This window comes from Pseudomonas oplopanacis (assembly GCF_057128725.1).
The window spans coordinates 20,981-45,868 of sequence record NZ_JBSKHV010000015.1 but is presented as its reverse complement, the minus strand read 5'-3'; the positions used below and the strand labels follow the sequence as shown (position 1 = coordinate 45,868).

The window sequence follows — 24,888 nt, the reverse complement described above, 5'->3', positions numbered from 1 at the left end:
TCTGGCCTCTTCGCGAGCAGGCTCGCTCCCACAGGGGAATGCGGCCAACTGTGGGAGCGAGCCTGCTCGCGAAGAGGCCGGCATAGACACCTGAGATTTCAGGCCGGGGCCATTTCCTGCGCCAACCCGAAAAACGCCGCCGGCAGTCGCGCGCCTTTGCGTTCCTTGAGGCAATACAGGTACTCGGGGATCTGCGGCGCATTTTCGATGGTCAGCACCCGCAGTTGCGGATCATGCGGCACTTCCTGTCGGGCAATGATGCTGATGCCGATGTTACGCAGCACCGCCTCCCGGATCGATTCACGGCTGCCAATCTCCAGCAACGGCCCGAAACTCACCCCGGCGCTGGCCAGCAACTCTTCAGTCAGACGCCGGGTGGTCGAACCCGATTCGCGCATCAACAATGTATGCCCGGCCAAAGCGCTCAGCGGCACATGGTCATGAACCGCCAGCGGATGATTGCGATGCACCGCCAACACCAGCGGATCGCTGCCGAGCACGCGCCGAATCAGCCGCGCATCGTCGAGCAATTGCGACGACGCCGCGACATCCACCCGGTAATCCTCCAGCGCTTCGAGTACTTGCTGGGAGTTGCCGATTTCCACCGACACCTCCACTTGCGGCAAACGCTCGCGAAAGGTCTTCACCAGATCGAGGATGTAATACGGCGCCGTAGCCGCGATGCGCAACGTGCCCTGGACCTGGCCGCTGTTGCGCAGGAAAAACTCGATGTCGGCTTCCTGCTGCAGCAATGCCTTGACCATCGGCAGCAGCCGCGCGCCTTCTTCGCTGACGCTGAGGCGGCGGCCGCCCCGGTAGAACAGTTCAACCGAGTACTGGCTTTCCAGGTTGCGGATCTGCGTCGTCACCGTGGGCTGGCTCAGGCCGAGCTTTTTCGCCGCCAGGGTAATGCTGCCCAACCGGGCCACCATGTAAAACGCCTTCAGCTCGGCACTCAGCACACCCGCTCCTCATCGCTTATTTGCGCAACAGGCGCAAACCATTGAACACCACCAACAGGCTCACGCCCATGTCGGCGAACACCGCCATCCACATGGTAGCGATCCCGGCGAAGGTTACCCCAAGAAAGATCGCCTTGATCACCAAAGCGAGGGCGATGTTCTGTTTCAGGATGCTGGAGGTCTGTCGTGAAAGCCGAATGAACGCTGGAATCTTGCGCAGGTCGTCGTCCATCAGGGCGACATCGGCGGTTTCGATGGCGGTGTCGGTGCCGGCCGCGGCCATGGCAAAACCGATCTCGGCCCTGGCCAGTGCCGGCGCGTCGTTGATGCCGTCGCCGACCATGCCGACGTTATGGCCCTGTGCATAAAGGGCTTCGATGGCTTGCAGCTTGTCGGTCGGCAACAGGTCGCCCTTGGCCTCGTCGATGCCGACTTGCGCGGCAATCGCCTGAGCCGTGTGGACGTTGTCGCCGGTGAGCATCAGGGTCTTGATGCCCAGGTCGTGCAATTGCTGGATCGCTTCGCGGCTGGACTCCTTCACCGTGTCCGCCACGGCGAACAACGCCAACGGGCCGGACGTGTCGAGCAGCAGCACCACAGACTTGCCCTGTTTCTCCAGCGCGAACAGCTTCTCTTCCAGCGCTGGAGAACACCGGTTCAGTTCTTCCACCAGACGATGGTTGCCCAAGTGGTAGGTCTGACCGTTGATATCGCCGCGAACACCGCGACCGGCCAGCGCTTCGAAGTTATCCACAATCAGCGGCGCGAATTGTTTATCCACAGCCGCGTTGGCGATGGCCAGCGACACCGGGTGATCCGAACGACCGGCCAGCGCTGCGGCAATCGCCGGGGCAGTTTCGTCGGCAGTCGAGTCGAGCGACAGGTAATCGGTCTGCACCGGTTTGCCGTGGGTGATCGTGCCGGTCTTGTCCAGCGCCAGGTAATCGAGCTTGTAACCGCCCTCCAGATAGACGCCGCCCTTGACCAGAATCCCTTTGCGCGCCGCCGCCGCGAGGCCGCTGACGATGGTCACCGGGGTAGAAATCACCAGTGCACACGGGCACGCGACCACCAGCAACACCAGCGCGCGATAGATCCAGTCGAACCAGACTGCGCCCATGAACAGCGGCGGAATCACCGCGACCGCCAGAGCAAGAATGAACACCGCCGGCGTGTAGATTTTGGAAAACTGGTCGACGAAACGCTGGGTCGGCGCCCGTGCACCCTGAGCCTGTTCGACCGCGTGGATGATGCGCGCCAAAGTCGAGTTGTTGGCCGCTGCGGTCACCGCATATTCCAGAGACCCCGCCTGATTGATGGTGCCGGCGAACACTTTGTCGCCGACGGTTTTCTCTACCGGCAGGCTTTCGCCCGTGATCGGCGCCTGATCGATGGTCGAACTGCCCGAGAGCACTTCACCGTCGAGGCCGACCCGCTCACCGGGACGTACCCGCACCCGCGCACCCAACTCGATGGTTTTGACGTCCTGCTCGACCCAACTGCCGTCGGCCAACTGCACCGTGGCCAGTTCCGGGGTCATTTGCATCAAGCCGCTGATGGCGTTGCGCGCACGGTCCAGGGATTTGGCTTCGATCAACTCGGCCACGGTGAACAGGAACATCACCATCGCCGCTTCCGGCCACTGCCCGATCAGGATCGCGCCGGTCACCGCAATGCTCATCAGCGCGTTGATGTTCAGGTTGAGGTTCTTCAGGGCGATCCAGCCCTTTTTGTAGGTGGTCAGCCCGCCGCTGAGGATCGAGACCAGCGCGATGATCGCCACCACCCAGTTGGGCGCGGCATTGGTGAAGTGGATCACTTCGGCGGCGAGCGCGCCGACACCGGACAGCGCCAATGGCCACCACGGTTTTTTCTCCGCAGCCGGCGCGGGCGCTTCGACGCCCTGCTCCAGCGGTTCGGCAACCATGCCCAGCGACTTGATCGCCTCGATGATCGGCGCGGTACCCGGCAGGTCATGGGTCACGCCCAACACCCGGTTGATCAGGTTGAATTCCAGCTGCTGCACACCCGCGAGCTTGCCGAGTTTGTTCTGGATCAGCGTCTGCTCGGTCGGGCAGTCCATCGCGTCGATGCGGAAACTGCTCAGCCGCGCACCGGCCGTTGGCGTTTCGCTCAACTTGATCAGTGAGGGTGCCGCCGCTTTGGCGGAACAGCAGGAATCGCCGTGGCCGCCATGCTCGTGCTTCGTCACAGGCTGCAGCTTGTGGCTGTGATCGTGCGCAGCCTCGTGTGTGTGGGTGTGTCGGGAATCGCTCATCGGGTCGCGTCCATGAAGGTGCCTGTTGCCAAGTAAAGACCCTGTAGCCACTATAGGGTCAAGCACCCATTTGGAGATTGCCGTCATGAAGATCGGAGAACTGGCCAAACTCACCGACTGCGCCGTGGAAACCATCCGCTACTACGAGCGCGAAAACCTCCTGCCTGAACCGGCCCGCAGCGACGGCAACTACCGCGTCTACACCCAGGCCCACGCCGAACGCCTGACCTTCATCCGCAACTGCCGCACCCTCGACATGACGCTCGAAGAGATCCGCAGCCTGCTGGCCTTGCGCGACAGCCCACAGGACCAGTGTGAAAGCGTGAATGCGCTGATCGATGAACACATCCACCACGTCAAGGCGCGGATCGATGGGTTATTGGCGTTGCAGACACAACTGCTCGACCTGCGCCAACGCTGTGGTGAAGGGCCGGAGATTGATCAGTGCGGGATTTTGCAGCGGCTGGAAGTGAGTGGCGGGGTTGTGGCGACGGAGGTGGAGCATTCCCATGTGGGCCGTAGTCACGGCCACTGAGCACACCCCATAACCACTGTGGGAGCTAGCCTGCTCGCGAATGCGGTCAGTCAATCAACGTTGATGTCGACTGACCCACCGCTTTCGCGAGCAGGCTCGCTCCCACATTAGGTTTGCGGTGGTTTTTTAGACCGCCATCGGCGCGGTCATTGGCGCGTGGTGTTGGTAGCCTTCCAGCGAGAAATCGCCCGGCTCGATCAACTCCAGCCATTCCGGCTGATACACGCCTGTCTTGGCAAACTCCGGCACACGATCACTGATCACCAGTTTCGGCATCGGGAACGGCTCGCGCTTGAGCTGTTCATTCAGCATGTCCAGGTGGTTTTCGTAGACGTGCGCATCACCGATGAAATAGGTGAACCAGCGCGGCGTATACCCGGTCAGGCGACCGATCAGGCTCAGCAGCGCGGCGCCCTCGGTGAGGTTGAACGGCGTGCCCAGGCCCAGGTCGTTGGAGCGGATGTAGAGGGTCAGGGAGATTTCCCTGGTCTCGACATTCGGGTGGAACTGGTACAGCAAATGGCACGGCGGCAGGGCCATTTCATCGAGCTGGGCAACGTTCCAGCCGTGGAACAGGATGCGGCGGCTGCCCGGGTCCTTGATGATGGTGTCGACGCACTGGCGGATCTGGTCGATCGCCTTGTACAGCACCACGTAGGCCTGGCCGTCTTCTTCGCCTTCAGCGATCTGGCGGTAGCCCTGGCTCAAGGTCTGCTCGATCGCGGCCTGGTTGCTGACCGGGATCTGCTTGTACGCCGGCCATTTGCGCCATTGCACGCCGTAGATCTCGCCGAGATCGTCTTCGCCCTGGCGGAACGGGTTGGCCAGCCACTGCGCGTTTTCGTTGGCGTTCTGGTCCCAGACCTTGCAGCCCAGCGCACGGAATTCGGCGGCGTTGTTCACGCCACGCAGGAAACCGCACATCTCGCCGATGGCCGATTTGAAGGCCATCTTGCGCGTGGTGATCGCCGGGAACCCTTCCTTCAGGTCGTAACGCAGCATCGCGCCCGGAAAACTGATGGTGTTCACGCCCGTGCGGTTGGCTTGCTTGGTGCCGTTCTTGATGACGTGGGCGACCAGTTCGAGATATTGCTTCATGAGTTACCTGTGTCCTTGAACCCGGAGGCCGTCGCCCCCGGGGTTCGAATTTATACGGCTGCCGCTGGAGTCGCCGGGGCGCGGTGATACGCCAGCCAGATCAGGAACAGACCGCCGACGATCATCGGCACGCAGAGCACCTGGCCCATGGTCAGCCAGTTCCAGGCCAGATAGCCCAGTTGCGCGTCCGGTACGCGGACGAATTCGACGATGAAACGGAAGATGCCGTAGAACAGCGCGAACATCCCCGATACCGCCATGGTCGGCCGCGGCTTGCGCGAGAACAGCCACAGAATCAGGAACAGCGCGACGCCTTCAAGCGCGAACTGATACAGCTGCGACGGGTGGCGCGGCAACTGCGACGGATCGCTGAACGGCGGGAAAATCATTGCCCATGGCACGTCGGTCGGCTTGCCCCACAACTCGGCGTTGATGAAGTTACCGATACGCCCGGCGCCCAGGCCAATCGGCACCATTGGCGCGACGAAGTCCATCAGCTGGAAGAACGACTTGTTGTTCTTCTTGCCAAACCACAGAGCCGCGAGCATCACGCCGATGAATCCGCCGTGGAACGACATGCCGCCCTTCCACACTTCGAAAATCAGCGCCGGGTTGGCCAGGTAGGCGTGCAGATCGTAAAACAGCACATAACCCAATCGGCCGCCGACAATGACGCCCATCGACATCCAGAAGACCATGTCGGAAAGTTTCTCCTTGGTCCAGGTCGGGTCGAACCGGTTCAACCGGCGAGACGCCAGCAGCCAGGCGCCGCCAATGCCGATCAGGTACATCAAGCCGTACCAGTGGATTTTCAGCGGACCGATGGCCAGGGCCACCGGGTCGATCTGCGGGTAAGGCAGCATTGCGACTCCTCGTTAGAGTTGAAACCAAAATTCCCGGGCGACGCTGCCACCTCAGGATTAAGCCAGGATTGCGACGCGTGTCAGAGCAGAAAGCTCAGGCCAACGCAGAACAGCAAAGCGGCAAACAGTCTTTTCAGCAACTTCGGCGACAGCCTGTGGGCCAGTCGCGCGCCGATACGGGCGAAAACCATGCTGGTCAGGGCAATCCCCAGCAGCGCCGGCAAATAAATAAAACCGAGACTATGGGCCGGCAGCAACGGATCGTGCCAGCCCAGAATCATGAAACTTAATGCACTGGCCAAGGCAATCGGCAGACCACAGGCCGACGACGTGGCCACGGCTTGCTGCATCGGCACACTGCGCCAGGTCAGGAATGGCACGGTCAAAGAGCCGCCACCAATCCCGAAAATCGCCGAGGCCCAGCCAATCACGCTGCCGGCCAGGGTCAGACCGACTTTGCCGGGCACCGTTCGGCTGGCCTTGGGTTTGACGTCCAGCGCCAGTTGCGCGGCAATGACCAGGGCGAACACGCCGATGATCTTCTGCAGGTTCGGGCCGGAGATCGCTTCGGCGGTCAGTGCGCCGAAACCGGCGCCCATCAGAATGCCGACGGTCATCCAGACGAAAATCGGCCAACGCACTGCGCCACGGCGATGGTGTTCGCGTACGGCGTTGACCGAGGTAAAGATAATCGTCGCCAGGGACGTGCCGACTGCCAAGTGGGTCAGGATCGATGCGTCAAAGCCTTGCAAGGTGAAACTGAAGACCAACACGGGGACGATGATGATCCCGCCGCCGACCCCGAACAGCCCGGCCAGCACGCCTGCACAGGCGCCGAGCGCCAGGTAAAGCAGAAATTCCATGGATGCATCCCCGAAGAAGTGGGGCATGGTAACGGATGGAGGGGTCAACGCTCCACTGCGCGAGGCGATGGAACGACGGGCGAGGACTGCGTAAAGTGAGCAAAAAACACACAAGGACCACCTTATGTGCCTGATTGTCTTCGCCTGGCGGCCCGACCACGCCCAGCCGCTGATCGTGGCGGCCAACCGCGACGAATTCTATGCCCGCCCGAGCCTGCCCCTGGCGCAATGGCCCGAAGCGCCCAACGTTTATGCCGGCCGAGACCTGGAAGCCGGCGGCACCTGGCTGGGTATCGGCAACAATGGGCGCTTTGCCGCGCTGACCAATATTCGTGATCCGCATCAGCCGCCATCGCGTAAGTCCCGCGGTGAACTGGTGGCGGGGTTTCTGTTGGGTGACCGCTCGATTGATGACTATTTGAGCGATGTTGTCCGACGCTCCATCGAATATGCCGGGTTTAATCTGCTGATCGGCAATACCAACGAGCTGTGGCACTTCAATGCACGGGAGTCCGAGGCGGTGATGCTGCCCCCGGGTGTTTACGGATTGTCGAACGCCGGGCTTGATACGCCATGGCCGAAATTGCTCAAGGCCCGGACGGCGCTGGAAGAAGTATTGGCGGACCCGCAACCGCAGGCGTTGCTGGCGTTATTGGGCGATGCGCAGACGGCGCCGTTTACCGAACTGCCGGATACCGGGGTCGGGTTGGCGACCGAGACGCTGTTGTCGAGTGTGTTTATCGCCAGCCAGAGTTATGGGACGCGGGCGAGTACGGCGTTGATTGTTCAGGCGGATGGGACGCGGCATATGGTCGAAAGGAGTTTCGGGCCGTATGGGGGGCATTTGGGGGAAGTTGAGATCAGGCTTTAGTTTTGTGTTGTGGGGGCTGGCCTCTTCGCGAGCAGGCTCGCTCCCACAGGGGATATGTGTCGATCACAAATCCAATGTGGGAGCGAGCCTGCTCGCGAAGGGTCCGCAACAGGTTTAGAGGGGCTTGACCGCAGCCGGATTGATCATCTTCGCCAACCCAAGGTTCTTCAGCGCCAGTTGCAGCGAGCTGTGGATAACTTGAGGGTTGTCGATGGTCATCAATTCCGCGAGCAACTCCTTGGCCTTGCTCAGGTTGATCTGACGCAGCATCCACTTTACTTTCGGCAAGTTGGTGGCGTTCATCGACAGGCTGTCGAAGCCCATCGCCATCAACAGCACCGCCGCAGCCGGGTCGCCGGCCATCTCACCGCAGATGCTCACAGGCTTGCCTTCGGCATGGGCATCACGCACCACATTCTGCAACGCCTGAAGCACCGCCGGGTGCAGGTAGTCGTAAAGGTCGGCCACCCGTGGGTTGTTGCGGTCCACGGCCAGCAGGTACTGGGTCAGGTCGTTGGAGCCGACCGACAGGAAGTCCACTTGCCGCGCCAGTTCCTTGGTCTGATACACCGCCGCCGGAATCTCGATCATCACGCCAATCGGCGGCATCGGCACATCGGTGCCTTCGTCGCGGACTTCGCCCCAGGCCCGGTGAATCAGGTGCAGGGCTTCTTCGAGTTCGTGGGTGCCGGAGATCATCGGCAGCAGGATCCGCAGGTTGTTCAAGCCTTCGCTGGCCTTGAGCATGGCGCGGGTCTGCACCAGGAAGATTTCCGGGTGATCGAGGGTGACGCGAATCCCGCGCCAGCCGAGGAACGGGTTGTCTTCCTTGATCGGGAAGTACGACAACGCCTTGTCGCCGCCGATGTCCAGGCTGCGCATGGTGACCGGTTGCGGATGGAACGCGGCGAGCTGCTCGCGGTAGATCGCCAGCTGCTCCTTTTCGCTCGGAAACCTCTGGTTGATCATGAACGGCACTTCGGTGCGGTACAGACCCACGCCTTCCGCGCCACGCTTCTGCGCCCGCGCCACGTCCGCCAGCAGGCCGGTGTTGACCCACAGCGGCATGCGGTGGCCATCGAGGGTCACGCACGGCAAGTCGCGCAGGGTGTCGAGACCGAGCGCCAGTTGTTTCTCTTCTTCCACCACCTCGGCGAATTGCTTGCGCAACACTTCGCTCGGGTTGGTATAGACCTCGCCGCGGGTGCCATCGACGATCAATTCGATGCCGTCGACCTTGGCGTACGGCAGGTCGACCAGCCCCATTACCGTCGGGATGCCCATCGCCCGGGCGAGGATCGCGACGTGGGAGTTACCCGAGCCGAGGACCGAGACCAGACCGACCAGCGTGCCTTCCGGCACCTCGCCGAGCATCGCCGGCGTCAGTTCTTCGCTGACCAGAATGGTTTTTTCCGGGTAAACCAGATTCTGCTGACGCTCTTCCTGCAGATACGCCAGCAACCGCCGACCAAGGTCCTTGACGTCCGAGGCGCGCTCACGAAGGTAGGCGTCGTCCATCAATTCGAAACGGTTGACGTGCTCAGTGACCACTTGGCGCAACGCACCCTGGGCCCACTGGCCAGTCTTGATCACGGTGGTGACTTCGTTGCCCAGCGCAGCATCGTCGAGCATCATCAAATAGACGTCGAACAAGGCCCGCTCTTCTGGACGCAGCTGCGAGGCCAATTTGGCCGACAGCGCGCGCATGTCGGCGCGCACGCCCTCGATGGCAGTTTTGAACAACGCCAGTTCGGCGTCGATATCGACGATGTTTTTGTCCGGCACCACGTCCAGATCGGCCGGTGGCAGCATGACCACCGCCGTACCGACCGCCGCCCCCGGCGAACCCGGCACGCCGACGAACTTGGCTTCCTGGATGCCCTTGCCCTGACGGCCCAAACCACGGATCGAACCGGTGGCCTCGGCGTGAGCGATTACGCCGGCAAGCTGCGCGCTCATGGTCACGAGGAAGGCTTCTTCACCTTCATCGAACTGGCGGCGTTCTTTTTGCTGGATGACCAACACGCCGACGACGCGGCGGTGGTGAATGATCGGCGCCCCGAGGAAGGAGGCGTAGCGCTCTTCACCGGTCTCGGCGAAGTAGCGGTAGCGCGGGTGATCCGCGGCGTTTTCGAGGTTCAGCGGTTCTTCACGCGTGCCGACCAGGCCGACCAGACCTTCGTTGGGCGCCATGCTGACTTTGCCGATCGAGCGCTTGTTCAAGCCCTCGGTGGCCATCAGCACGAAGCGGTTGGTCTCGGGGTCAAGCAGGTAGACCGAGCAGACCTGGCTGCCCATGGCCTCTTTGACGCGCAATACAATAATGCCCAACGCCGCCTTGAGATCCTTGGCGGAGTTAACTTCCTGGACGATCTTGCGCAGCGTATTGAGCATGGCTCGGGGTCGAACTCCGTCGTCAGTCGCGCGTTAAAAGGCGCGGGGCAAGCTCTTTGAGAGCGCGTCGATACACCTCGCGCTTGAATGTCACCACCTGGCCCAACGGATACCAATAGCTGACCCAGCGCCAGCCATCGAATTCCGGTTTACCGGTCAAATCCATCCGCACCCGCTGCTCGTTGGAGATCAGGCGCAGGAGAAACCATTTCTGTTTCTGGCCGATGCACAGCGGTTGGCTGTGGGTACGAACCAGACGTTGCGGCAAACGATAGCGCAACCAGCCCCGGGTGCAGGCGAGAATTTCAACATCTTCGCGCTCTAGACCCACTTCTTCGTTCAACTCGCGGTACAAGGCGTCTTCCGGCGTCTCCTGGGGGTTGATACCGCCCTGAGGAAACTGCCAGGCATCTTGATTGATACGGCGAGCCCATAGCACCTGTCCGGCATCATTCGTGAGAATGATCCCGACATTGGGGCGGAAACCATCGGGGTCGATCACGGCAACAACCTCGCAAACGCATGTCGCCGCATTGTTCCACAAAGGTTGTGAAAGCAGCAACGCGCCGACCGACCTTATGTGCACTCTTGTGAAAAGTCCGTATTCTGGGCGCCTTTCTACAGACTTTTCAGCGAGTAACTGCAATGCGTCTGGCTTTATTCGACTTGGACAACACCCTGCTGGGCGGCGACAGTGACCACGCCTGGGGCGATTACCTGTGCGAGCGCGGCTTTCTCGACGCCGTCGCCTACAAGGCACGCAACGACGAGTTCTATCAGGATTACCTGGCCGGCAAGCTGGATAACGCCGCTTACCTGAACTTCTGCCTGGAAGTGCTCGGGCGCACCGAGATGGCCACGCTGGATCAATGGCACCTCGATTACATGCGCGATTGCATCGAACCGATCGTGTTGCCGCAGGCCCTCGATCTGCTGAAAAAGCATCGCGATGCCGGCGACAAACTGGTGATCATCACCGCGACCAACCGCTTCGTGACCGGGCCGATTGCCCAGCGCCTGGGGGTTGAAACCCTGATCGCCACCGAGTGCGAGATGGTCGATGGGCGCTACACGGGCCGCAGCACCGACGTACCGTGCTTTCGCGAAGGCAAGGTGACGCGATTGAATCGTTGGCTGGAAGAGACCGGGCATTCGTTGGAAGACAGCTATTTCTATAGCGACTCGATGAATGATTTGCCGTTGCTGGAGCAGGTGGCGAATCCGGTGGCGGTGGATCCGGATCCGAATTTGCGTGCTGAAGCCGAGAAGCGTGGCTGGCCGGTGATATCGTTGCGCGATTGAAACCGCTATCGCGAGCAGGCTCACTCCTACAGAAGAACGCGGCCCCCTGTGGGAGCGAGCCTGCTCGCGAAGGGGTCACCCCGGTCTCAAGCCTTAAACAGGCTTGGCACCCATCAACCCCGCAATAGCGATAAAGCAGACAAAACTGAACAACGCCAAGGAAAAGGTAAATCTCCCCACCCCACCCGGCACCTTGCGCAATCTGTTAAGCCGCACCAACAGCCAAAACCACGCCAACGCCGCCACGGTGTAAAGCACGCTCGACACCAACAACCACGTCTGCCCCAACGGCCAGCCCACCAGATGCACCATCCCCCAGCCGGTGAACGGCATGCTCAGCAGCGCCAGCCCCATCAGCAGCCAGATGAACACCCGCGGCCGTTGCAGGGTACGGCTTCCCGCCGTCGCATCACCTTTGCGTCGCGCGAGAAAAACCCAGATCCCCAGACCCAGCGCACTGATCAGCAACACCACCGTTGCAACCATGTGCGCCACTTTCAGGGCAGTTAACGTTTCCATTGTCCGATTTCCTTATGACCTGCCCATCAGCGTAGCCGCTCAGCCCAGAAACAGCTTATAGGCCGGATTGTCGCTTTCGTCCCAGTACGGGTAACCGATTTCTTCCAGCGCCGCCGGGACCAGATGACGTTCGTCGTGCGGCACTTGCAGGCCCGCGACCACTCGACCGTCCGCCGCGCCATGGTTGCGGTAGTGGAACATCGAGATGTTCCAGCGCCCGCCCAATTTGTTGAGGAAGTTGAACAGCGCCCCCGGACGTTCCGGGAATTCGAAGCGCAGGATCACTTCATCGACCACGTGGGCCGCACGACCGCCGACCATGTGGCGGATGTGCAGCTTGGCCAGTTCGTTGTCGGTCAGGTCCAGCACCGGGAAGCCCTGTTCGGTCAGGCTCGCCAGCAGCGCACTGCGCGGATCGGTTTCCGGGTGCGTCTGCACGCCCACGAAGATGTGTGCTTCGCTGCCGGTGTTGTAGCGGTAGTTGAATTCGGTGATCTGGCGCTTGCCGATGGCTTCGCAGAACGCCTTGAAGCTGCCCGGTTTCTCGGGGATGGTCACGGCGATGATCGCTTCACGGCCCTCGCCCAGTTCGGCGCGTTCGGCGACGTGGCGCAAACGGTCGAAGTTGACGTTGGCGCCGGAGTCGATGGCCACAAAGGTGTGGCCGGTGACACCGTTCTGCTCGACGTATTTCTTGATCCCGGCCACGCCCAGTGCGCCCGCAGGCTCAGTGATCGAGCGGGTATCGTCGTAGATATCCTTGATCGCCGCGCAGATCTCGTCGGTGCTGACCGTGATCACGTCATCGACATAGTCTTTGCAGATATCGAACGTGTGCTGGCCGATCTGCGCCACCGCCACACCGTCGGCGAAGATGCCCACGGTCGGCAATACCACGCGCTCGCCAGCCGCCATCGCGACTTGCAGGCAATTGGAGTCGTCAGGCTCGACACCGATGATCTTGATTTCCGGGCGCAGGTATTTCACGTACGCCGCGATGCCGGCGATCAGGCCGCCGCCACCGACCGGCACGAAAATCGCGTCGAGACGGCCAGGGTGCTGGCGCAGAATCTCCATCGCCACGGTGCCCTGCCCGGCAATGGTGTGGGGATCATCGTAAGGGTGGATGTAGACGTAGCCTTTTTCGTCGACCAGTTTCAGCGAGTAGGCCAGGGCTTCCGGGAACGAATCCCCGTGCAGCACCACTTTGCCGCCGCGCGAACGCACGCCTTCGACTTTGATTTCCGGGGTGGTCTTGGGCATGACGATGGTGGCTTTGACGCCCAACACTTTCGCCGCCAGGGCCAGGCCTTGCGCGTGGTTGCCCGCCGAGGCCGTGACCACGCCGCGAGCACGTTCTTCATCGCTCAACTGGGTCAGCTTGTTGTAAGCGCCACGAATCTTGAACGAGAACACGGGCTGCAAGTCTTCGCGCTTGAGCCAGATATTGTTGCCCAGCCGCTCGGAGAGCTGGCGGGCAGTCTGCAATGGGGTTTCTACGGCAACGTCATAAACGCGCGAGGTGAGGATCTTTTTGACGTACTGTTCGAGCATCGGAAAGCATCACTGAGCGGGTTGGGCAGGGCCAAGGAGTCTAACCCGGCTTTCGGGCGGGCGACCACACGAATCAAGAGGTTTTAGCCCCGCATGGGGCTATAATGCCGGCCTTTCCGTTTCCCCTTGCCCGCTTTCGGAGCCCGCATGACCCAGGATCAACTCAAACAGGCAGTGGCTCAGGCCGCCGTCGACTTCATCCTCCCGAAACTCGACGACAAGAGCATCGTCGGGGTCGGCACCGGCTCCACCGCCAACTGCTTCATCGACGCCCTGGCCAAGCACAAAGGCGCGTTCGACGGCGCGGTCGCCAGCTCCGAAGCCACCGCCGCCCGCCTCAAGGGCCACGGCATTCCGGTGTACGAACTGAACACCGTCAGCGATCTGGAGTTCTACGTCGACGGCGCCGATGAAAGCGACGCGCACCTGAACCTGATCAAGGGCGGCGGCGCAGCCCTGACCCGCGAGAAGATTGTCGCGGCCGTGGCCAAGACCTTCATCTGCATCGCCGACGCCAGCAAACTGGTGCCGGTGCTCGGTGAGTTCCCACTGCCGGTCGAAGTGATCCCGATGGCCCGCAGCCACGTGGCCCGCGAGCTGGTGAAACTGGGCGGCGACCCGGTTTACCGCGAAGGCGTGCTGACCGACAACGGCAACATCATCCTCGATGTGTTCAACATGCAGATCACCAACCCGGTTGAACTGGAACGCCAGATCAACGCGATTGTTGGCGTGGTCACCAATGGCTTGTTCGCGGCACGTCCGGCGGATTTGCTGTTGCTCGGCACCAGCGAAGGCGTGAAAACCCTGCGCGCCGAGTAATCCTCAAAACGTGTGGGAGCGAGCCTGCTCGCGAATTCGGTGTATCCGTCGACAGTGATGTTGAATGATGCACCGCTTTCGCGAGCAGGCTCGCTCCCACAGTGGTTTTTGGGTGTTTTTAAGGTTGTGCCGGTTTTTTGAAGACATAGAACAGGTTCGGCTCGCTGACGAGGTACATCGTGCCGTCGTCGTCCATGGCGATGCCTTCCGCTTGCGGCACGGTCTTTTGCAGGCCTTGCCGTCCCTTGTTCAGTGACATCGTACTCAACGGTCGACCGTCCACGTCCAGCTCAATAATCAGCCGCGACTCGTCGGACAGCGCCAGCAAGTGGCCGCTGCGTTCGTCGTATTGCAGGCTAGACAGGTCTCGCACAAACATCCCGGCATCGCGCTTGGGGTTGTTCACCACGTGCACGGCGTAGGATTTCTCCGGGTTGTAATGCGGGAAGCCCTGCACTTCGTAGATAAGCATCGGGTCGCGTTCCTTGGCGACGAACAACCGTTTGCCCACCGAATCGTAAGCCAGCCCTTCAAACCCCTTGTTGCTGCCCATGTGCACACCAAGGACCATCTGCTCGGCGTCCGCCCCGTCGATGAAGGTTGTGTCCGGCTCCAGGTGAATCTTGATCAGTCGCTGCTCGCTCTCATCAGTGATGACGTAAGTGTCGGCACTGATGAACTCCACCGCCTCCGGGTCGCCAAAACCAATCAACGCCACACGCCGCAGGATCTTGCCCTCAAGCGACAACTCGATCAGCTCGGAATCTTTATTGGTGACCGTGAACAGGCTTTTGCGCACCGGATCGAACGTCAGCGCCGAGACGTTATCGTTCAGCCCGTCGATCACCCGTGCTTCGATGTCCACCCGGTATTGATCCAGACCGATGGAGATGCTGCTCTGCGGCTGCCAAAGCGTATGCAGGTTGAACCACGCACGCTCGAACAGGCGCATGTATTGGCCGACCGCAACCAGCGCGATCAGCGCAATCGCTGACAGGATCAAAACGAGGGGTTTGGGACGGGCAAGTCGGCGCATTCAGGCGAGCTCGAAAACAAAACGGGCGGATGAAATATCACGCCCGTATGAATTCAAGCTTAATGGCCAGTGGCTTGCGACCACAACCGCGGGTTTGCGGCGACTATTTCTGCTTTTCGAAGCGGTAGAACAGGTTTGGCTCACTGACCATGTACAAGTTACCCGCTTCGTCCATGGTCACGCCTTCGGCGCGTGGAATGGTGTTCTTCAGGCCGTTGAAGCCGCGCAACAGGGCGATGAAGCTGACTTGCTCACCCTTTTTGTCCAGCTCCATCAACAAGTGGGAATCGGCGGACAGCACCAGCATGTGGCCCGTGCGCGGGTCGATGGCCAGGGCCGACAGGTTGCGCATGTCCAACGCATGGCTGGCCAGCTTCAGCTTGTCACCGGTCAGGACCCGGCCGTCACCTTTCCAGGAAAATAATGCCGGCGGGCGCTCTTCGCCCAGCAGCAACTGCTGGTTTTGCGAATCCCAGGTCACCCCTTCAAAGGCCTTGTTCTGATCTTTCGAAGGCCCGAGGTCATACTTGGTAAAGTCGGCGATGTTCAATTCACGGGTGTTGGCATCGACCTTGACGACGGTGATCAGGTGTTCGCGCTCATCGACAATCGCCAGCAGGCCGTTGCCCAGCACGGTGACGCCTTCCGGGTTACTCCAGCCCACCAGCGGCATTTTGCGCAGCACATCGCCCTGTAGATTCAGCTCGACCAGAAACGGGTTCTTGCCCATGACCGAGAACAGCGTTTTGGTCTGGGGATCGTAGGCGAGGTCCGAGGCTTCGTCCTTTTCCATACCCGGCAACTCTTTGGCATCGATCACTGCCCGATAGTCAGGAAGCCAGATACTGGCCTGACGCTCGGCCGGGCTCTTGAGTTGTTCTTTTACCCAGAGCACGCCGCGATTGTCCCAATGCATCGCAAAGGCAACGCCGTATGCGATGACCGCCACCAGCAACAGCCAGGCATACCAAGGCAGCGCGAAGCGCGAGCGGCGGGTTGTTTTGAGAGTCGACAGAGGTGGGGTGGCCATTGAGGGATGCGTTCCAGAAATTCAGGCTAGGGGTAATAGCACAATTGGGGCCGGCTCAGACGCCGCAAGCCCCGGAATTATCCAGACGAAATGTGAAAAAAACGGGAAATGGCGGGATTGCCCTTTTTGACAACCACACAAACCAATGTGGGAGCGGGCTTGCTCGCTCCCACACTTGTTCAGCGGTGTAGCGACTAACGCACGCTGCTGGTGAAGCTACTGGCGCCAGGCAATTCCAGCACAATCTCATCACCGACATTCAACGGACCAACGCCCACCGGCGTACCAGTCAGGATCACGTCACCGGCCTGCAGCGAAAAGCAGCCGGCCATGTGCTGGATCATCGGCACGATCGGGTTGAGCATCGCGCTGCTGTTGCCATCCTGGCGCACTTCGCCGTTGATGGTCAGGCGAATGCCGATGTCGGTCAGGTCAGCAAAGGTGCTGCCGGACACGAACGGCGCGATCACCGCCGCGCCGTCGAACGACTTGGCGATTTCCCACGGCAGGCCCTTGGATTTCAGCTCGGCCTGCTTGTCGCGCAGTGTCAGGTCGAGTGCCGGGGCGAAACCGGAGATGGCGTCCAGCACTTCTTCGCGGCTCGGCTTGGTCGACAACGGCTTGCCGATCAACACCGCAATTTCCGCTTCGTAGTGCACCGAGCCGCGCTCGGTTGGAATGGCAAAACCGCCTTCCAGCGGCACCACGCAGCTGCCCGGCTTGATGAACAGCAGCGGCTCGGTAGGCACCGGGTTGTCCAGTTCCTTGGCGTGTTCGGCGTAGTTACGGCCGATACACACCACTTTTCCCAGCGGGAAATGAATACGCGTACCGTCGACATACTGGTGCTGATAGCTCATTACCGACTCCTGATTCGTGCTTTTAACAATCGAAAATCAAACAGCGAAGATCTTGCCCGGGTTCATGATGCCGTTCGGGTCGAACACCGCTTTCACCGCTTTCATGTACTCGATCTCAACTGGCGAACGGCTGTAGGTCAAGTAATCACGCTTGGTCATGCCCACGCCGTGCTCGGCGGAAATCGAACCGTTGTACTTCTCGACGGTTTCGAACACCCACTTGTTGACGGTGGCGCACTTGGCGAAGAACTCGTCCTTGCTCAGGTTTTCCGGTTTGAGGATGTTCAGGTGCAGGTTGCCGTCGCCGATGTGGCCGAACCAGACGATTTCGAAGTCCGGGTAGTGTTCGCCGACGATCGCGTCAATTTCCTTGAGGAACGCCGGGACTTTCGACACGGTGACCGAAATGTCGTTCTTGTACGGCGTCCAGTGGGAAATGGTTTCGGAGATGTATTCGCGCAGCTTCCAGAGGTTCTGCAGCTGGGTTTCGCTCTGGCTCATCACGCCGTCCAGCACCCAGCCCTGCTCGACGCAGTGCTCGAAGGTTTCCAGCGCGTGGTTGGCCACTTCTTCGGTGGTCGCTTCGAATTCCAGCAATGCGTAGAACGGGCAATCGGTTTCGAAAGGCGCCGGGACATCCCCGCGACCCATGACTTTCGCCAGGGCCTTGTCGGAGAAGAATTCGAAGGCAGTCAGGTCGAGTTTGCTCTGGAACGCGTGCAATACCGGCATGATCGAGTCGAAATCGCTGGTACCAAGGACCATCGCGGTGAGGTTTTTCGGTGCACGGTCCAGACGCATGGTCGCTTCAACCACAAAGCCGAGGGTGCCTTCAGCGCCGATAAACAGCTGACGCAGGTCGTAGCCGGTGGCGTTCTTGATCAGGTCGCGGTTCAGTTCCAGCAGGTCGCCCTTGCCGGTCACGACTTTCATGCCGGCAACCCAGTTACGGGTCATTCCGTAGCGAATGACCTTGATCCCGCCGGCATTGGTGCCGATATTGCCGCCAATCTGGCTCGAACCTGCCGAAGCGAAGTCCACCGGGTAGTACAGGCCTTTTTCTTCAGCGACGTTCTGCAAATGCTCGGTAACGACGCCTGGCTGACAAACGGCAGTGCGGTCGGTGAGGTTCACATCGAGAATCTGGTTCATGTAGTCGAACGACACGACCACTTCGCCATTGGCCGCCACGGCCGCGGCGGAAAGCCCGGTACGACCGCCGGATGGCACCAGCGCCACCTTGTGTTCATTGGCCCAACGGACAATGGCCTGCACCTGTTCGGTGGTCTTGGGAAACACGATGGCGGTCGGGGCCGGGGCGAAATGCTTGGTCCAATCCTTACCGTAAGCATTCAGGGAGTCGGCATCGGTCAGCACCTTGCCAGGCTCAACCAGGGTCTTCAGCTCATCAATCAGGGCAGGATTGGTCATCGACAGAACTCTCGAACAATTCATGGTCATCCTGAGAACGCTTCACGTCGCAGGAATGAGTGTTTAGCGGGGTGCGTATGCTAGCATACCGACCCCGCAGCATAGTGCCCAACGGCCAATCTGCGGCGACGGCTTTCCTGCCGTCCGGGTCAGCGTCTGCTGGCTATTTCCTGCCATTTTTCTCCGGGATACAGGTTTACGCAGATGAGCAAGACTTCTCTCGATAAGAGCAAGATCAAGTTCCTTCTTCTCGAAGGCGTCCACCAATCGGCTGTCGACGTTCTCAAGTCGGCGGGCTACACCAGCATCGAGTACCTCACGGGTTCTCTGCCGGAAGCCCAGCTGAAGGAAAAGATCGCTGATGCGCACTTCATCGGCATTCGCTCCCGCACTCAACTGACCGAAGAGATCTTCGATCACGCGAAGAAGCTGGTCGCGGTCGGCTGTTTCTGCATCGGCACCAACCAGGTTGACCTGAACGCAGCGCGCGAACGCGGGATTGCGGTGTTCAACGCACCGTACTCCAACACCCGCTCCGTCGCCGAGCTGGTGCTGGCCGAAGCGATCCTGCTGCTGCGCGGCATCCCTGAGAAGAACGCTTCCTGCCACCGTGGCGGCTGGATCAAGAGCGCGGCGAACTCCTTCGAGATCCGTGGCAAGAAGCTCGGCATCGTCGGTTACGGCTCGATCGGTACTCAACTGTCGGTCCTGGCTGAAGGCCTGGGCATGCAGGTGTACTTCTACGACACCGTGACCAAACTGCCACTGGGCAACGCCACCCAGGTCGGCAACCTGCACGAGCTGCTGGGCATGTCCGACATCGTCACCCTGCACGTCCCGGAAACCGCTGCGACCCAGTGGATGATCGGTGAGAAGGAAATCCGCGCCATCAAGAAGGGCGGCATCCTGATCAACGCGGCTCGCGGCACTGTAGTTGAACTGCAAGCGCTGGCGGACGCAATCAAGGACAAGCACCTGATCGGCGCGGCCATCGACGTGTTCCCGGTGGAGCCACGCTCCAACGACGAAGAGTTCGAAAGCCCGCTGCGTGGCCTGGACAACGTGATCCTGACCCCGCACATCGGTGGTTCCACCGCTGAAGCGCAAGCCAACATCGGTCTGGAAGTGGCAGAAAAACTGGTCAAGTACAGCGACAACGGTACCTCCGTATCGTCGGTGAACTTCCCGGAAGTGGCCCTGCCGGCTCACCCAGGCAAGCACCGTCTGCTGCACATCCACGAGAACATTCCGGGTGTGATGAGCGAAATCAACAAGGTGTTCGCCGAAAACGGCATCAACATCTCCGGTCAGTTCCTGCAGACCAACGAGAAAGTCGGCTACGTCGTGATCGACGTCGATGCCGACTACTCGGAAATCGCCCAAGAGAAACTGCAGCACATCAACGGCACCATTCGTTGCCGCGTGTTGTTCTGATAGCGACTTGAGCGACAAAAAAAGGAGCCCTCAGGGGCTCCTTTTTCATGGGCGCGGTTTTTTATTCCGAGCAGGTCACTTGACGTTGACGGTGATTTTTTTCGACACGATTGGCGGATCGAAAGCCATGTGGCTTTTGTCACCCAGCTCCAGTTGCAAGGTGTGTTTGCCGGGAGTCAGGGTGAGCTCGGTTTCGGTCTGCGCCTTGCCGAAATGCACATGATTGGCGTCCGCCGGAATAACCGAACCCGCAGGGACTACATCCTTGGCATCGATCAGCAGGTGGTGGTGACCGGTGTTCTTGGTCTCGTCACCGGCCGGGGCCAGGGAGACGTTCTCGACAGCGAATTTAACCTTGAAAGTTTGCGGGACAGTCCCACCGTCTTCAGGAGAGACGATGGACACTTCGGCACCTTTAGGCGCCGGCGTGGCAGCACTGGCCAGCACCGAAACACCCATCAGCAGGCCAGCCATAGCCGCACGAGACATAAACGTTTTCATTCTCTTCTCCAGTTTTTTCGTAAAATCCGCGTGACCATGACAACTTCATGGTCAATCGTTGTCGAAGGCACTCGACAACCATAGCAAAGCGAGCCTGACTCAGAGCATCGCGATAATGAATTCAAAGGAGTGACCATGCGTCTTTTGCCTGGCCTGATCTGCCTGCTACCCCTTTTGAGCCCTTTGGCTCATGCCGAACTGATTGACGACATCAACGACCGTGGCGAACTGCGCATTGCTCTTGAGGCTAATACACCCCCCTTCAATTTCAAGGATGAAGGCAAACTCAGCGGGTTCGAAGTCGAGCTGGGCCAACTGCTGGCCAACGAACTCGATGTCCGCCCCGATTTCGTCGTCACCGACTCGGGCGATCTGTTGACCGGCGTGGAAAGCGGCAAGTACGACGTCGCCATCAACCACATAGCAATGACCCCGGATCTGAAGGATCGTTTCGATTTCAGCGAGCCTTACCTTCAAACCGATGCGCAATTGATCGCGCAGAAGGAAGAGCCGCGCTCGATGCTGCTGGTGCAGTCGTTTGCGCAAGAGAAGCCCAAGGCCAATCCGCCGGTGGGTCTGGCGATTCCGTTTCAGAAAGGTAACCCGGCGTTTCATGCCAGCCTGGAGAATGCGTTGCAGCGGATCAAGGATGATGGCCGGATGGCGGCGTTGGAGAAGAAGTGGTTTGGGACGGATGCGAGCGTGGCGCCGAAACCCTGATTTCAGGTTGAACGAACAACCCTGTGGGAGCGAGCCTGCTCGCGAATGCAGTGGTTATGTGTGGGGCGTTAGTCGAGTGAACTCAATGAGTGCGCCGCCTCGGCTAACTCCAACTCACTGAAAACCTGCACACCATTACGCTTGAGCAACGCCGCCGTCACGCCTTCGCCCGCCACCTTCACGCCGCTGAAGCTTCCGTCATAGGTCAGCAAATTCCCGCAGGACGGGCTATTGGCTTTAAGCACGGCAATGCGGATGCCGTGCTTTTGCACCAGTTCCAGCGCCTGATAAGCCCCCGACAGAAACTGCGCACTGACATCCTCGCCCTCGGTGGTGATCACGCTGGCGTGACCATCCAGCACTTGCGCGCCCTGCCCGCCGGGAATTTCCGCTGCGGCCCTGGGTGTCGGCAAGCCGCCAGCCACCTCGGGGCACAACGCAATGACCCGGCCCTCATCCAGCCACTGCTGGAGCTGATCGAATGGCCCGCTCGCCCCGCCGTCGTAACGTACGCGGTGACCCAGCAGGCAGCGGCTTACCAGAATCTTTTGCATGATCAGAACGGCTCGTTGCCCCGGCGTCGGAACCAGCCGGTCAATGACAGGCGATCCCGGGTCGCGGGCAGGACTTCGTGGGGGACTTCGCCCGACAGAAACACCACCAGGCATCCGCCGACAGGTTCCACATCGTAGGCCCGGTCTTGCTCCAGATACATGCGCAACTGGCCGCCGTGCTCGGGCAGCCAACCGTCATTGAGGTACACCACCGCCGAGACCATGCGCCGGTCGTCATCGCGAAAACGGTCGACGTGCCGAAGGTACAACGCGCCTGGCGGATACAGCGCGAAATGGCTTTCGAAATCCTCCAGACCCAGAAACAAACCGCGATTCATCGCTTCACGCAGGCTGTCCATCAATCCCAGATAGCTGTCGCAAGCCTCGGCCTGGCCGGGGTCGATCCACTGGATATGGTCGCCGCGAATCCCCTCGCGAACCTCCGACGACGGCCCTCGGCCTACCGCTGCGGGGGCCAGTTCACCCTCGGCTGCACGTTTACGGCACTCAGCCGCCAGCGCCCGGGTCAGATCCTCAGGCAGGAAAATGTTCTGTTGCGACCAGCCGTTTGCAGCCAGGTCGTCAACGATACGTAACAGCAGCGGGTGATCAGAGGGTATTTGCATGCCGCGCATAGTATTCCTGTGCCTGAAAATCCGACAGAGCCACGCAGCGGGTTGATACGAATTCTCGACAAGTACGGATGCCACACGGAGAATAGTCGCCTGCTGACAGGAGTCCCTATGCGCCGGTTGCTTTTTTCACTGTTGATGCTCTGTGTTTTGCCCGCTTGGGCAGACGGCCACGACCAGTTGTATAAAGTCGCCGGCTGGCCAGACCAACGCGCACATTTCAACGACGCCCTCACAGCCGCGCAACAACGCTACGAAAGCAGCCTGCCGCCGGCGGTGTTTCAGGCACTGGTCAACAACAGCAATCAGCGATTCGCTCCGCAGTCGGTCGATCAACGCGCCGAAGCTCAATTACGCAAAAGCCTGGCCGATCCAAAACCGGCACTGACCTTCTTCCAATCGCCCCTGGGCAAAAAAGTCGTGGCCGCCGAGTTGCTGGCCACCCGTCGCGACCAATTGGCGAAAAACGCCAAGGGCCTGCCGAAGATGCAAGCCAGCGACAGCCGTCAACTGATCATCGGCCACCTGGCCCAGGCCCTGCCCGCTCGCGAGGCGGGTGCTGAAGTCAGCCTGGCGATTGCCGGTGTCGCGGCTGACAGCCTGAGTTCGATGATTCCCGGGTTGCTCGGTAGTGGACAGTCGCAAGGGATATTGAACGGTCAGCGCCTGCGTTTGATGAACCAGATCGGCAGCGACCTGAACAACACGCTGCTATATGTGTATCGCGACCTGTCGGATAACGAACTGGAAGAGTTCGCCACGTTTGCCGAGTCCACTGAGGGGCAGGCGTATTACCAGGCGGCGCTGGCGGCGATTCGGGCGGGGTTGGCGGTGGGGCAAAGCACTTCGAACCTCAGCCAATAATTTGCGGCGCATTCTTCGCGAGCAGGCTCGCTCCCACAGGGGAAACGCATTTCAAATGTGGGAGCGAGCCTGCTCGCGAAGGGGTCAGTGAATCCACTACAGATTCCGGCCCTTGATCCGCTTGCTCAAAAACCCGAAATACTCCTCCCGCATCACCAACGTCTCATTCGCCAGATGATGCCGCGCCTGGGGCAACATCAACACCTGAGGCCGATCGAACTTGGCCTTCAACACCCCAAGGTTGTGCTCCCAATCCACCGTCATGTCCGCCTGCCCCTGCACGATCAGCGGCCGACGCGGGCTGTTCGGTGCGGCTTCGATGCGCTTGATCCAGCGCGCCAGTGCCCCGACCCACGCCGTAGGCAAACGCAGCGGCTGCAACGGATCAGCCTGCAGGAACGGCAGGAAATCAGGGTCGTTGGAGTTCTCGCTGAAGCGTCGGGCGATGGCTTTGACGAACGGTTTGAGCAGGTAATAGCTGAGCTTTGACCACCCCCAGGCACGCGGCCGGACCAGCGGTGACAACAGGATCACCTGACCTTGCGCCGGACTGTTCGCGCCGTGGTTGAGCACATGATCAATCACGATCGCCCCGCCCGTGCTCTGCCCGCACAAGTGCCACGGCTGCGGCAGTTCAATGGACAACGCCTCGGCGAACAACCCTTGCAGCGTGTCCTGATACTCGGCGAATTCCTTGATGCTCGCCCGCTCGCCACTGGACAGCCCATGCCCCGGCAAGTCACAGGCAATCACGGCAAAACCCTGATCCAGTGCCCACTCGATCACATGGCGGTAGAGCCCAGTGTGGTCGTAGAAACCGTGGAACAGGAACAGCGTCGCCTTCGCCCGCTCCGGCCACCAGAACTGGCTGACCAATTGATAGCCATCGATCTCGAAACGCCCCAACCCCCTACGCAACGTACGACCGGGAAAATCCAGCCCATAAAAATGTTGATACGCCTTGGCCTCGGTCGACAGCGACTGCCCTTCGGCCAATGGCCGCAGGCTGGCGCGCAAATGATCGGGGGAAAACGTGGCTGACATGACAGATTCCAGAGCGTTGAACGGACTTTATAGGCCTGCGATATTCATCTGTCGCAGCAAGCATGGCAAGCTAGCCGGCCTTCGAGGATCAAACCCATGCGCCCGGCCCACCGCACCACACTGCTTGCCAGCCTGCTCGCCCTCGTGTGTGCCGGCGTTTTGTGGGCCGCGTATGACTGGTTTCAAGGGCGTTACTTGCGGGCGTTCAGCGAACACACCGCGGTCTTTTCCGGCGACCCACTGCGCCTTCCCGACGACCTCGCCGGCCCCGGCGCCATTCGCCTGGTGCACTTCTGGGACCCGGCCTGCCCGTGCAATGTCGGCAATCAGCAACACCTGAGTGAGCTGGTTGAGCGTTATGTACCGCAAGGCGTCGAGTTTTATGCCGTGCAAAAACCCGGCAGCCATGGCCAGCTCCCCACCACATTGAGCAGCCTGAAAACCATCACGCTACTGCCCGGCTCCGAACAGATTCCCGCCAGCCCGGCCGTGGCGATCTGGGATCGAGCCGGCAAACTGGCTTACTTCGGCCCGTACAGCGAAGGCCTGACCTGCAATTCGAACAACAGCTTTATCGAACCCATCCTGCAAGCCCTGAGCGAAGGTCGCGCAGTGAATGCAACGCATACGCTGGCCATCGGTTGTTACTGCCCGTGGCCGGTTGAAGTGAAATAAGGCATTACTGACTTTTGCAGGACCGCGATGCACGGCACAGGAGGTC

The 24,888-nt window shown here is 60.4% G+C and carries 25 protein-coding genes; 8 read left to right on the top strand and 17 right to left on the bottom strand.

Annotated elements, in window-relative coordinates; all coding sequences use genetic code 11:
- Positions 1-98: 98 nt before the first annotated feature.
- Together ACWKV5_RS24465 and ACWKV5_RS24460 are read right to left on the bottom strand one after the other, a co-directional pair.
- Positions 99-962 (bottom strand): LysR family transcriptional regulator, encoded by an 864-nt coding sequence (locus ACWKV5_RS24465; RefSeq protein WP_483843352.1) that lies wholly within the window; start codon positions 960-962, stop codon positions 99-101.
- A gap of 16 nt (positions 963-978) precedes the next feature.
- On the bottom strand, positions 979-3,240 hold the full coding sequence (locus tag ACWKV5_RS24460) for a heavy metal translocating P-type ATPase (RefSeq protein ID WP_483843351.1): 2,262 nt from the start codon (positions 3,238-3,240) through the stop codon (positions 979-981).
- 85 nt (positions 3,241-3,325) lie between these two features.
- Here ACWKV5_RS24460 and cadR point away from each other — a divergent pair, with 85 nt between their 5' ends.
- Entirely contained in the window at positions 3,326-3,775 is a 450-nt protein-coding gene (gene cadR, locus ACWKV5_RS24455) for a Cd(II)/Pb(II)-responsive transcriptional regulator (protein ID WP_027926516.1), read from the top strand.
- 126 nt (positions 3,776-3,901) lie between these two features.
- On the opposite strand, the gene ACWKV5_RS24450 is transcribed toward cadR, so the two are convergent.
- The 3 genes from ACWKV5_RS24450 to ACWKV5_RS24440 all read right to left on the bottom strand — a co-directional run bounded on the left by ACWKV5_RS24450 (position 3,902) and on the right by ACWKV5_RS24440 (position 6,599).
- On the bottom strand, positions 3,902-4,873 hold the full coding sequence (locus ACWKV5_RS24450) for a thymidylate synthase (protein ID WP_483843350.1): 972 nt from the start codon (positions 4,871-4,873) through the stop codon (positions 3,902-3,904).
- Positions 4,874-4,923: 50 nt separating this feature from the next.
- Positions 4,924-5,736 carry a prolipoprotein diacylglyceryl transferase gene (gene lgt, locus ACWKV5_RS24445; protein WP_310262072.1) on the bottom strand — a complete coding sequence of 271 codons (813 nt, stop codon included), beginning with the start codon at positions 5,734-5,736 and terminating at the stop codon, positions 4,924-4,926.
- An 80-nt stretch (positions 5,737-5,816) separates the two neighbouring features.
- Entirely contained in the window at positions 5,817-6,599 is a 783-nt protein-coding gene (locus ACWKV5_RS24440) for a sulfite exporter TauE/SafE family protein (RefSeq protein ID WP_483843349.1), read from the bottom strand.
- Positions 6,600-6,723: 124 nt separating this feature from the next.
- On the opposite strand from ACWKV5_RS24440, the gene ACWKV5_RS24435 reads away from it, so the two are divergent.
- Entirely contained in the window at positions 6,724-7,470 is a 747-nt protein-coding gene (locus ACWKV5_RS24435; protein WP_483843348.1) for an NRDE family protein, read from the top strand.
- A 114-nt stretch (positions 7,471-7,584) separates the two neighbouring features.
- Here ACWKV5_RS24435 and ptsP read toward each other — a convergent pair whose 3' ends face one another.
- Complete coding sequence (gene ptsP, locus ACWKV5_RS24430; protein WP_483843347.1) at positions 7,585-9,864, bottom strand: phosphoenolpyruvate--protein phosphotransferase; 2,280 nt, start codon at positions 9,862-9,864, stop codon at positions 7,585-7,587.
- A 22-nt stretch (positions 9,865-9,886) separates the two neighbouring features.
- Positions 9,887-10,366 carry an RNA pyrophosphohydrolase gene (locus ACWKV5_RS24425; RefSeq protein WP_007945562.1) on the bottom strand — a complete coding sequence of 160 codons (480 nt, stop codon included), beginning with the start codon at positions 10,364-10,366 and terminating at the stop codon, positions 9,887-9,889.
- A 143-nt stretch (positions 10,367-10,509) separates the two neighbouring features.
- Between ACWKV5_RS24425 and ACWKV5_RS24420 the strand changes: the two genes are divergently transcribed.
- Positions 10,510-11,166 carry a histidinol-phosphatase gene (locus tag ACWKV5_RS24420; protein WP_483843346.1) on the top strand — a complete coding sequence of 219 codons (657 nt, stop codon included), beginning with the start codon at positions 10,510-10,512 and terminating at the stop codon, positions 11,164-11,166.
- A 93-nt stretch (positions 11,167-11,259) separates the two neighbouring features.
- Here ACWKV5_RS24420 and ACWKV5_RS24415 read toward each other — a convergent pair whose 3' ends face one another.
- Positions 11,260-11,685 carry a DUF2269 domain-containing protein gene (locus ACWKV5_RS24415; protein ID WP_483843345.1) on the bottom strand — a complete coding sequence of 142 codons (426 nt, stop codon included), beginning with the start codon at positions 11,683-11,685 and terminating at the stop codon, positions 11,260-11,262.
- A gap of 39 nt (positions 11,686-11,724) precedes the next feature.
- A complete protein-coding gene (gene ilvA, locus ACWKV5_RS24410) occupies positions 11,725-13,239 on the bottom strand; it encodes a threonine ammonia-lyase, biosynthetic (RefSeq protein ID WP_483843344.1) in 1,515 nt (504 codons plus the stop codon).
- A gap of 147 nt (positions 13,240-13,386) precedes the next feature.
- Here ilvA and rpiA point away from each other — a divergent pair, with 147 nt between their 5' ends.
- The gene (gene rpiA / locus ACWKV5_RS24405) at positions 13,387-14,061 is read left to right on the top strand and encodes a ribose-5-phosphate isomerase RpiA (RefSeq protein ID WP_027926507.1); all 675 of its coding nucleotides are present in this window, start codon (positions 13,387-13,389) and stop codon (positions 14,059-14,061) included.
- A 118-nt stretch (positions 14,062-14,179) separates the two neighbouring features.
- Here rpiA and ACWKV5_RS24400 read toward each other — a convergent pair whose 3' ends face one another.
- From ACWKV5_RS24400 to ACWKV5_RS24385, 4 genes are all read right to left on the bottom strand, one after another.
- Positions 14,180-15,097, bottom strand: a complete 918-nt coding sequence (locus ACWKV5_RS24400; protein WP_483843343.1) for an SdiA-regulated domain-containing protein — start codon at positions 15,095-15,097, stop codon at positions 14,180-14,182.
- Positions 15,098-15,200: 103 nt separating this feature from the next.
- Entirely contained in the window at positions 15,201-16,127 is a 927-nt protein-coding gene (locus ACWKV5_RS24395) for an SdiA-regulated domain-containing protein (RefSeq protein WP_483843342.1), read from the bottom strand.
- A 194-nt stretch (positions 16,128-16,321) separates the two neighbouring features.
- Complete coding sequence (locus ACWKV5_RS24390; protein WP_059182000.1) at positions 16,322-16,987, bottom strand: fumarylacetoacetate hydrolase family protein; 666 nt, start codon at positions 16,985-16,987, stop codon at positions 16,322-16,324.
- Between the two features lie 36 nt (positions 16,988-17,023).
- On the bottom strand, positions 17,024-18,418 hold the full coding sequence (locus tag ACWKV5_RS24385; protein WP_483843341.1) for an FAD-binding oxidoreductase: 1,395 nt from the start codon (positions 18,416-18,418) through the stop codon (positions 17,024-17,026).
- A 204-nt stretch (positions 18,419-18,622) separates the two neighbouring features.
- Here ACWKV5_RS24385 and serA point away from each other — a divergent pair, with 204 nt between their 5' ends.
- Positions 18,623-19,852, top strand: a complete 1,230-nt coding sequence (gene serA / locus ACWKV5_RS24380; RefSeq protein WP_157714314.1) for a phosphoglycerate dehydrogenase — start codon at positions 18,623-18,625, stop codon at positions 19,850-19,852.
- A gap of 75 nt (positions 19,853-19,927) precedes the next feature.
- On the opposite strand, the gene ACWKV5_RS24375 is transcribed toward serA, so the two are convergent.
- Positions 19,928-20,353, bottom strand: a complete 426-nt coding sequence (locus ACWKV5_RS24375) for a DUF4399 domain-containing protein (RefSeq protein WP_483843340.1) — start codon at positions 20,351-20,353, stop codon at positions 19,928-19,930.
- 135 nt (positions 20,354-20,488) lie between these two features.
- Between ACWKV5_RS24375 and ACWKV5_RS24370 the strand changes: the two genes are divergently transcribed.
- Complete coding sequence (locus tag ACWKV5_RS24370) at positions 20,489-21,073, top strand: transporter substrate-binding domain-containing protein (RefSeq protein WP_483843339.1); 585 nt, start codon at positions 20,489-20,491, stop codon at positions 21,071-21,073.
- A 68-nt stretch (positions 21,074-21,141) separates the two neighbouring features.
- On the opposite strand, the gene ACWKV5_RS24365 is transcribed toward ACWKV5_RS24370, so the two are convergent.
- Together ACWKV5_RS24365 and ACWKV5_RS24360 are read right to left on the bottom strand one after the other, a co-directional pair.
- Complete coding sequence (locus tag ACWKV5_RS24365) at positions 21,142-21,627, bottom strand: 2-thiouracil desulfurase family protein (RefSeq protein WP_483843338.1); 486 nt, start codon at positions 21,625-21,627, stop codon at positions 21,142-21,144.
- A 2-nt stretch (positions 21,628-21,629) separates the two neighbouring features.
- Positions 21,630-22,262 (bottom strand): 2OG-Fe(II) oxygenase, encoded by a 633-nt coding sequence (locus ACWKV5_RS24360; protein ID WP_483843337.1) that lies wholly within the window; start codon positions 22,260-22,262, stop codon positions 21,630-21,632.
- Between the two features lie 108 nt (positions 22,263-22,370).
- On the opposite strand from ACWKV5_RS24360, the gene ACWKV5_RS24355 reads away from it, so the two are divergent.
- Positions 22,371-23,123, top strand: a complete 753-nt coding sequence (locus ACWKV5_RS24355) for a DUF2059 domain-containing protein (protein ID WP_483843336.1) — start codon at positions 22,371-22,373, stop codon at positions 23,121-23,123.
- A 96-nt stretch (positions 23,124-23,219) separates the two neighbouring features.
- Here ACWKV5_RS24355 and bipL read toward each other — a convergent pair whose 3' ends face one another.
- Positions 23,220-24,167 (bottom strand): phospholipase BipL, encoded by a 948-nt coding sequence (bipL, locus tag ACWKV5_RS24350; protein WP_483843335.1) that lies wholly within the window; start codon positions 24,165-24,167, stop codon positions 23,220-23,222.
- Positions 24,168-24,263: 96 nt separating this feature from the next.
- On the opposite strand from bipL, the gene ACWKV5_RS24345 reads away from it, so the two are divergent.
- Positions 24,264-24,842, top strand: a complete 579-nt coding sequence (locus tag ACWKV5_RS24345; RefSeq protein ID WP_483843334.1) for a DUF6436 domain-containing protein — start codon at positions 24,264-24,266, stop codon at positions 24,840-24,842.
- The last annotated feature ends 46 nt before the right edge of the window (positions 24,843-24,888 follow it).

Excerpts from the sequence above, each read along its gene's own strand:
- ACWKV5_RS24460 (WP_483843351.1), bottom strand. The coding sequence starts at position 3,240 with ATGAGCGATTCCCGACACACCCACACACACGAGGCTGCGCACGATCAC.
- cadR (WP_027926516.1), top strand. The coding sequence starts at position 3,326 with ATGAAGATCGGAGAACTGGCCAAACTCACCGACTGCGCCGTGGAAACC.
- ACWKV5_RS24450 (WP_483843350.1), bottom strand. The coding sequence starts at position 4,873 with ATGAAGCAATATCTCGAACTGGTCGCCCACGTCATCAAGAACGGCACC.
- lgt (WP_310262072.1), bottom strand. The coding sequence starts at position 5,736 with ATGCTGCCTTACCCGCAGATCGACCCGGTGGCCCTGGCCATCGGTCCG.
- ACWKV5_RS24440 (WP_483843349.1), bottom strand. The coding sequence starts at position 6,599 with ATGGAATTTCTGCTTTACCTGGCGCTCGGCGCCTGTGCAGGCGTGCTG.
- ACWKV5_RS24435 (WP_483843348.1), top strand. The coding sequence starts at position 6,724 with ATGTGCCTGATTGTCTTCGCCTGGCGGCCCGACCACGCCCAGCCGCTG.
- ptsP (WP_483843347.1), bottom strand. The coding sequence starts at position 9,864 with ATGCTCAATACGCTGCGCAAGATCGTCCAGGAAGTTAACTCCGCCAAG.
- ACWKV5_RS24420 (WP_483843346.1), top strand. The coding sequence starts at position 10,510 with ATGCGTCTGGCTTTATTCGACTTGGACAACACCCTGCTGGGCGGCGAC.
- ACWKV5_RS24415 (WP_483843345.1), bottom strand. The coding sequence starts at position 11,685 with ATGGAAACGTTAACTGCCCTGAAAGTGGCGCACATGGTTGCAACGGTG.
- ilvA (WP_483843344.1), bottom strand. The coding sequence starts at position 13,239 with ATGCTCGAACAGTACGTCAAAAAGATCCTCACCTCGCGCGTTTATGAC.
- rpiA (WP_027926507.1), top strand. The coding sequence starts at position 13,387 with ATGACCCAGGATCAACTCAAACAGGCAGTGGCTCAGGCCGCCGTCGAC.
- ACWKV5_RS24400 (WP_483843343.1), bottom strand. The coding sequence starts at position 15,097 with ATGCGCCGACTTGCCCGTCCCAAACCCCTCGTTTTGATCCTGTCAGCG.
- ACWKV5_RS24395 (WP_483843342.1), bottom strand. The coding sequence starts at position 16,127 with ATGGCCACCCCACCTCTGTCGACTCTCAAAACAACCCGCCGCTCGCGC.
- ACWKV5_RS24390 (WP_059182000.1), bottom strand. The coding sequence starts at position 16,987 with ATGAGCTATCAGCACCAGTATGTCGACGGTACGCGTATTCATTTCCCG.
- ACWKV5_RS24385 (WP_483843341.1), bottom strand. The coding sequence starts at position 18,418 with ATGACCAATCCTGCCCTGATTGATGAGCTGAAGACCCTGGTTGAGCCT.
- serA (WP_157714314.1), top strand. The coding sequence starts at position 18,623 with ATGAGCAAGACTTCTCTCGATAAGAGCAAGATCAAGTTCCTTCTTCTC.
- ACWKV5_RS24375 (WP_483843340.1), bottom strand. The coding sequence starts at position 20,353 with ATGAAAACGTTTATGTCTCGTGCGGCTATGGCTGGCCTGCTGATGGGT.
- ACWKV5_RS24370 (WP_483843339.1), top strand. The coding sequence starts at position 20,489 with ATGCGTCTTTTGCCTGGCCTGATCTGCCTGCTACCCCTTTTGAGCCCT.
- ACWKV5_RS24365 (WP_483843338.1), bottom strand. The coding sequence starts at position 21,627 with ATGCAAAAGATTCTGGTAAGCCGCTGCCTGCTGGGTCACCGCGTACGT.
- ACWKV5_RS24360 (WP_483843337.1), bottom strand. The coding sequence starts at position 22,262 with ATGCGCGGCATGCAAATACCCTCTGATCACCCGCTGCTGTTACGTATC.
- ACWKV5_RS24355 (WP_483843336.1), top strand. The coding sequence starts at position 22,371 with ATGCGCCGGTTGCTTTTTTCACTGTTGATGCTCTGTGTTTTGCCCGCT.
- bipL (WP_483843335.1), bottom strand. The coding sequence starts at position 24,167 with ATGTCAGCCACGTTTTCCCCCGATCATTTGCGCGCCAGCCTGCGGCCA.
- ACWKV5_RS24345 (WP_483843334.1), top strand. The coding sequence starts at position 24,264 with ATGCGCCCGGCCCACCGCACCACACTGCTTGCCAGCCTGCTCGCCCTC.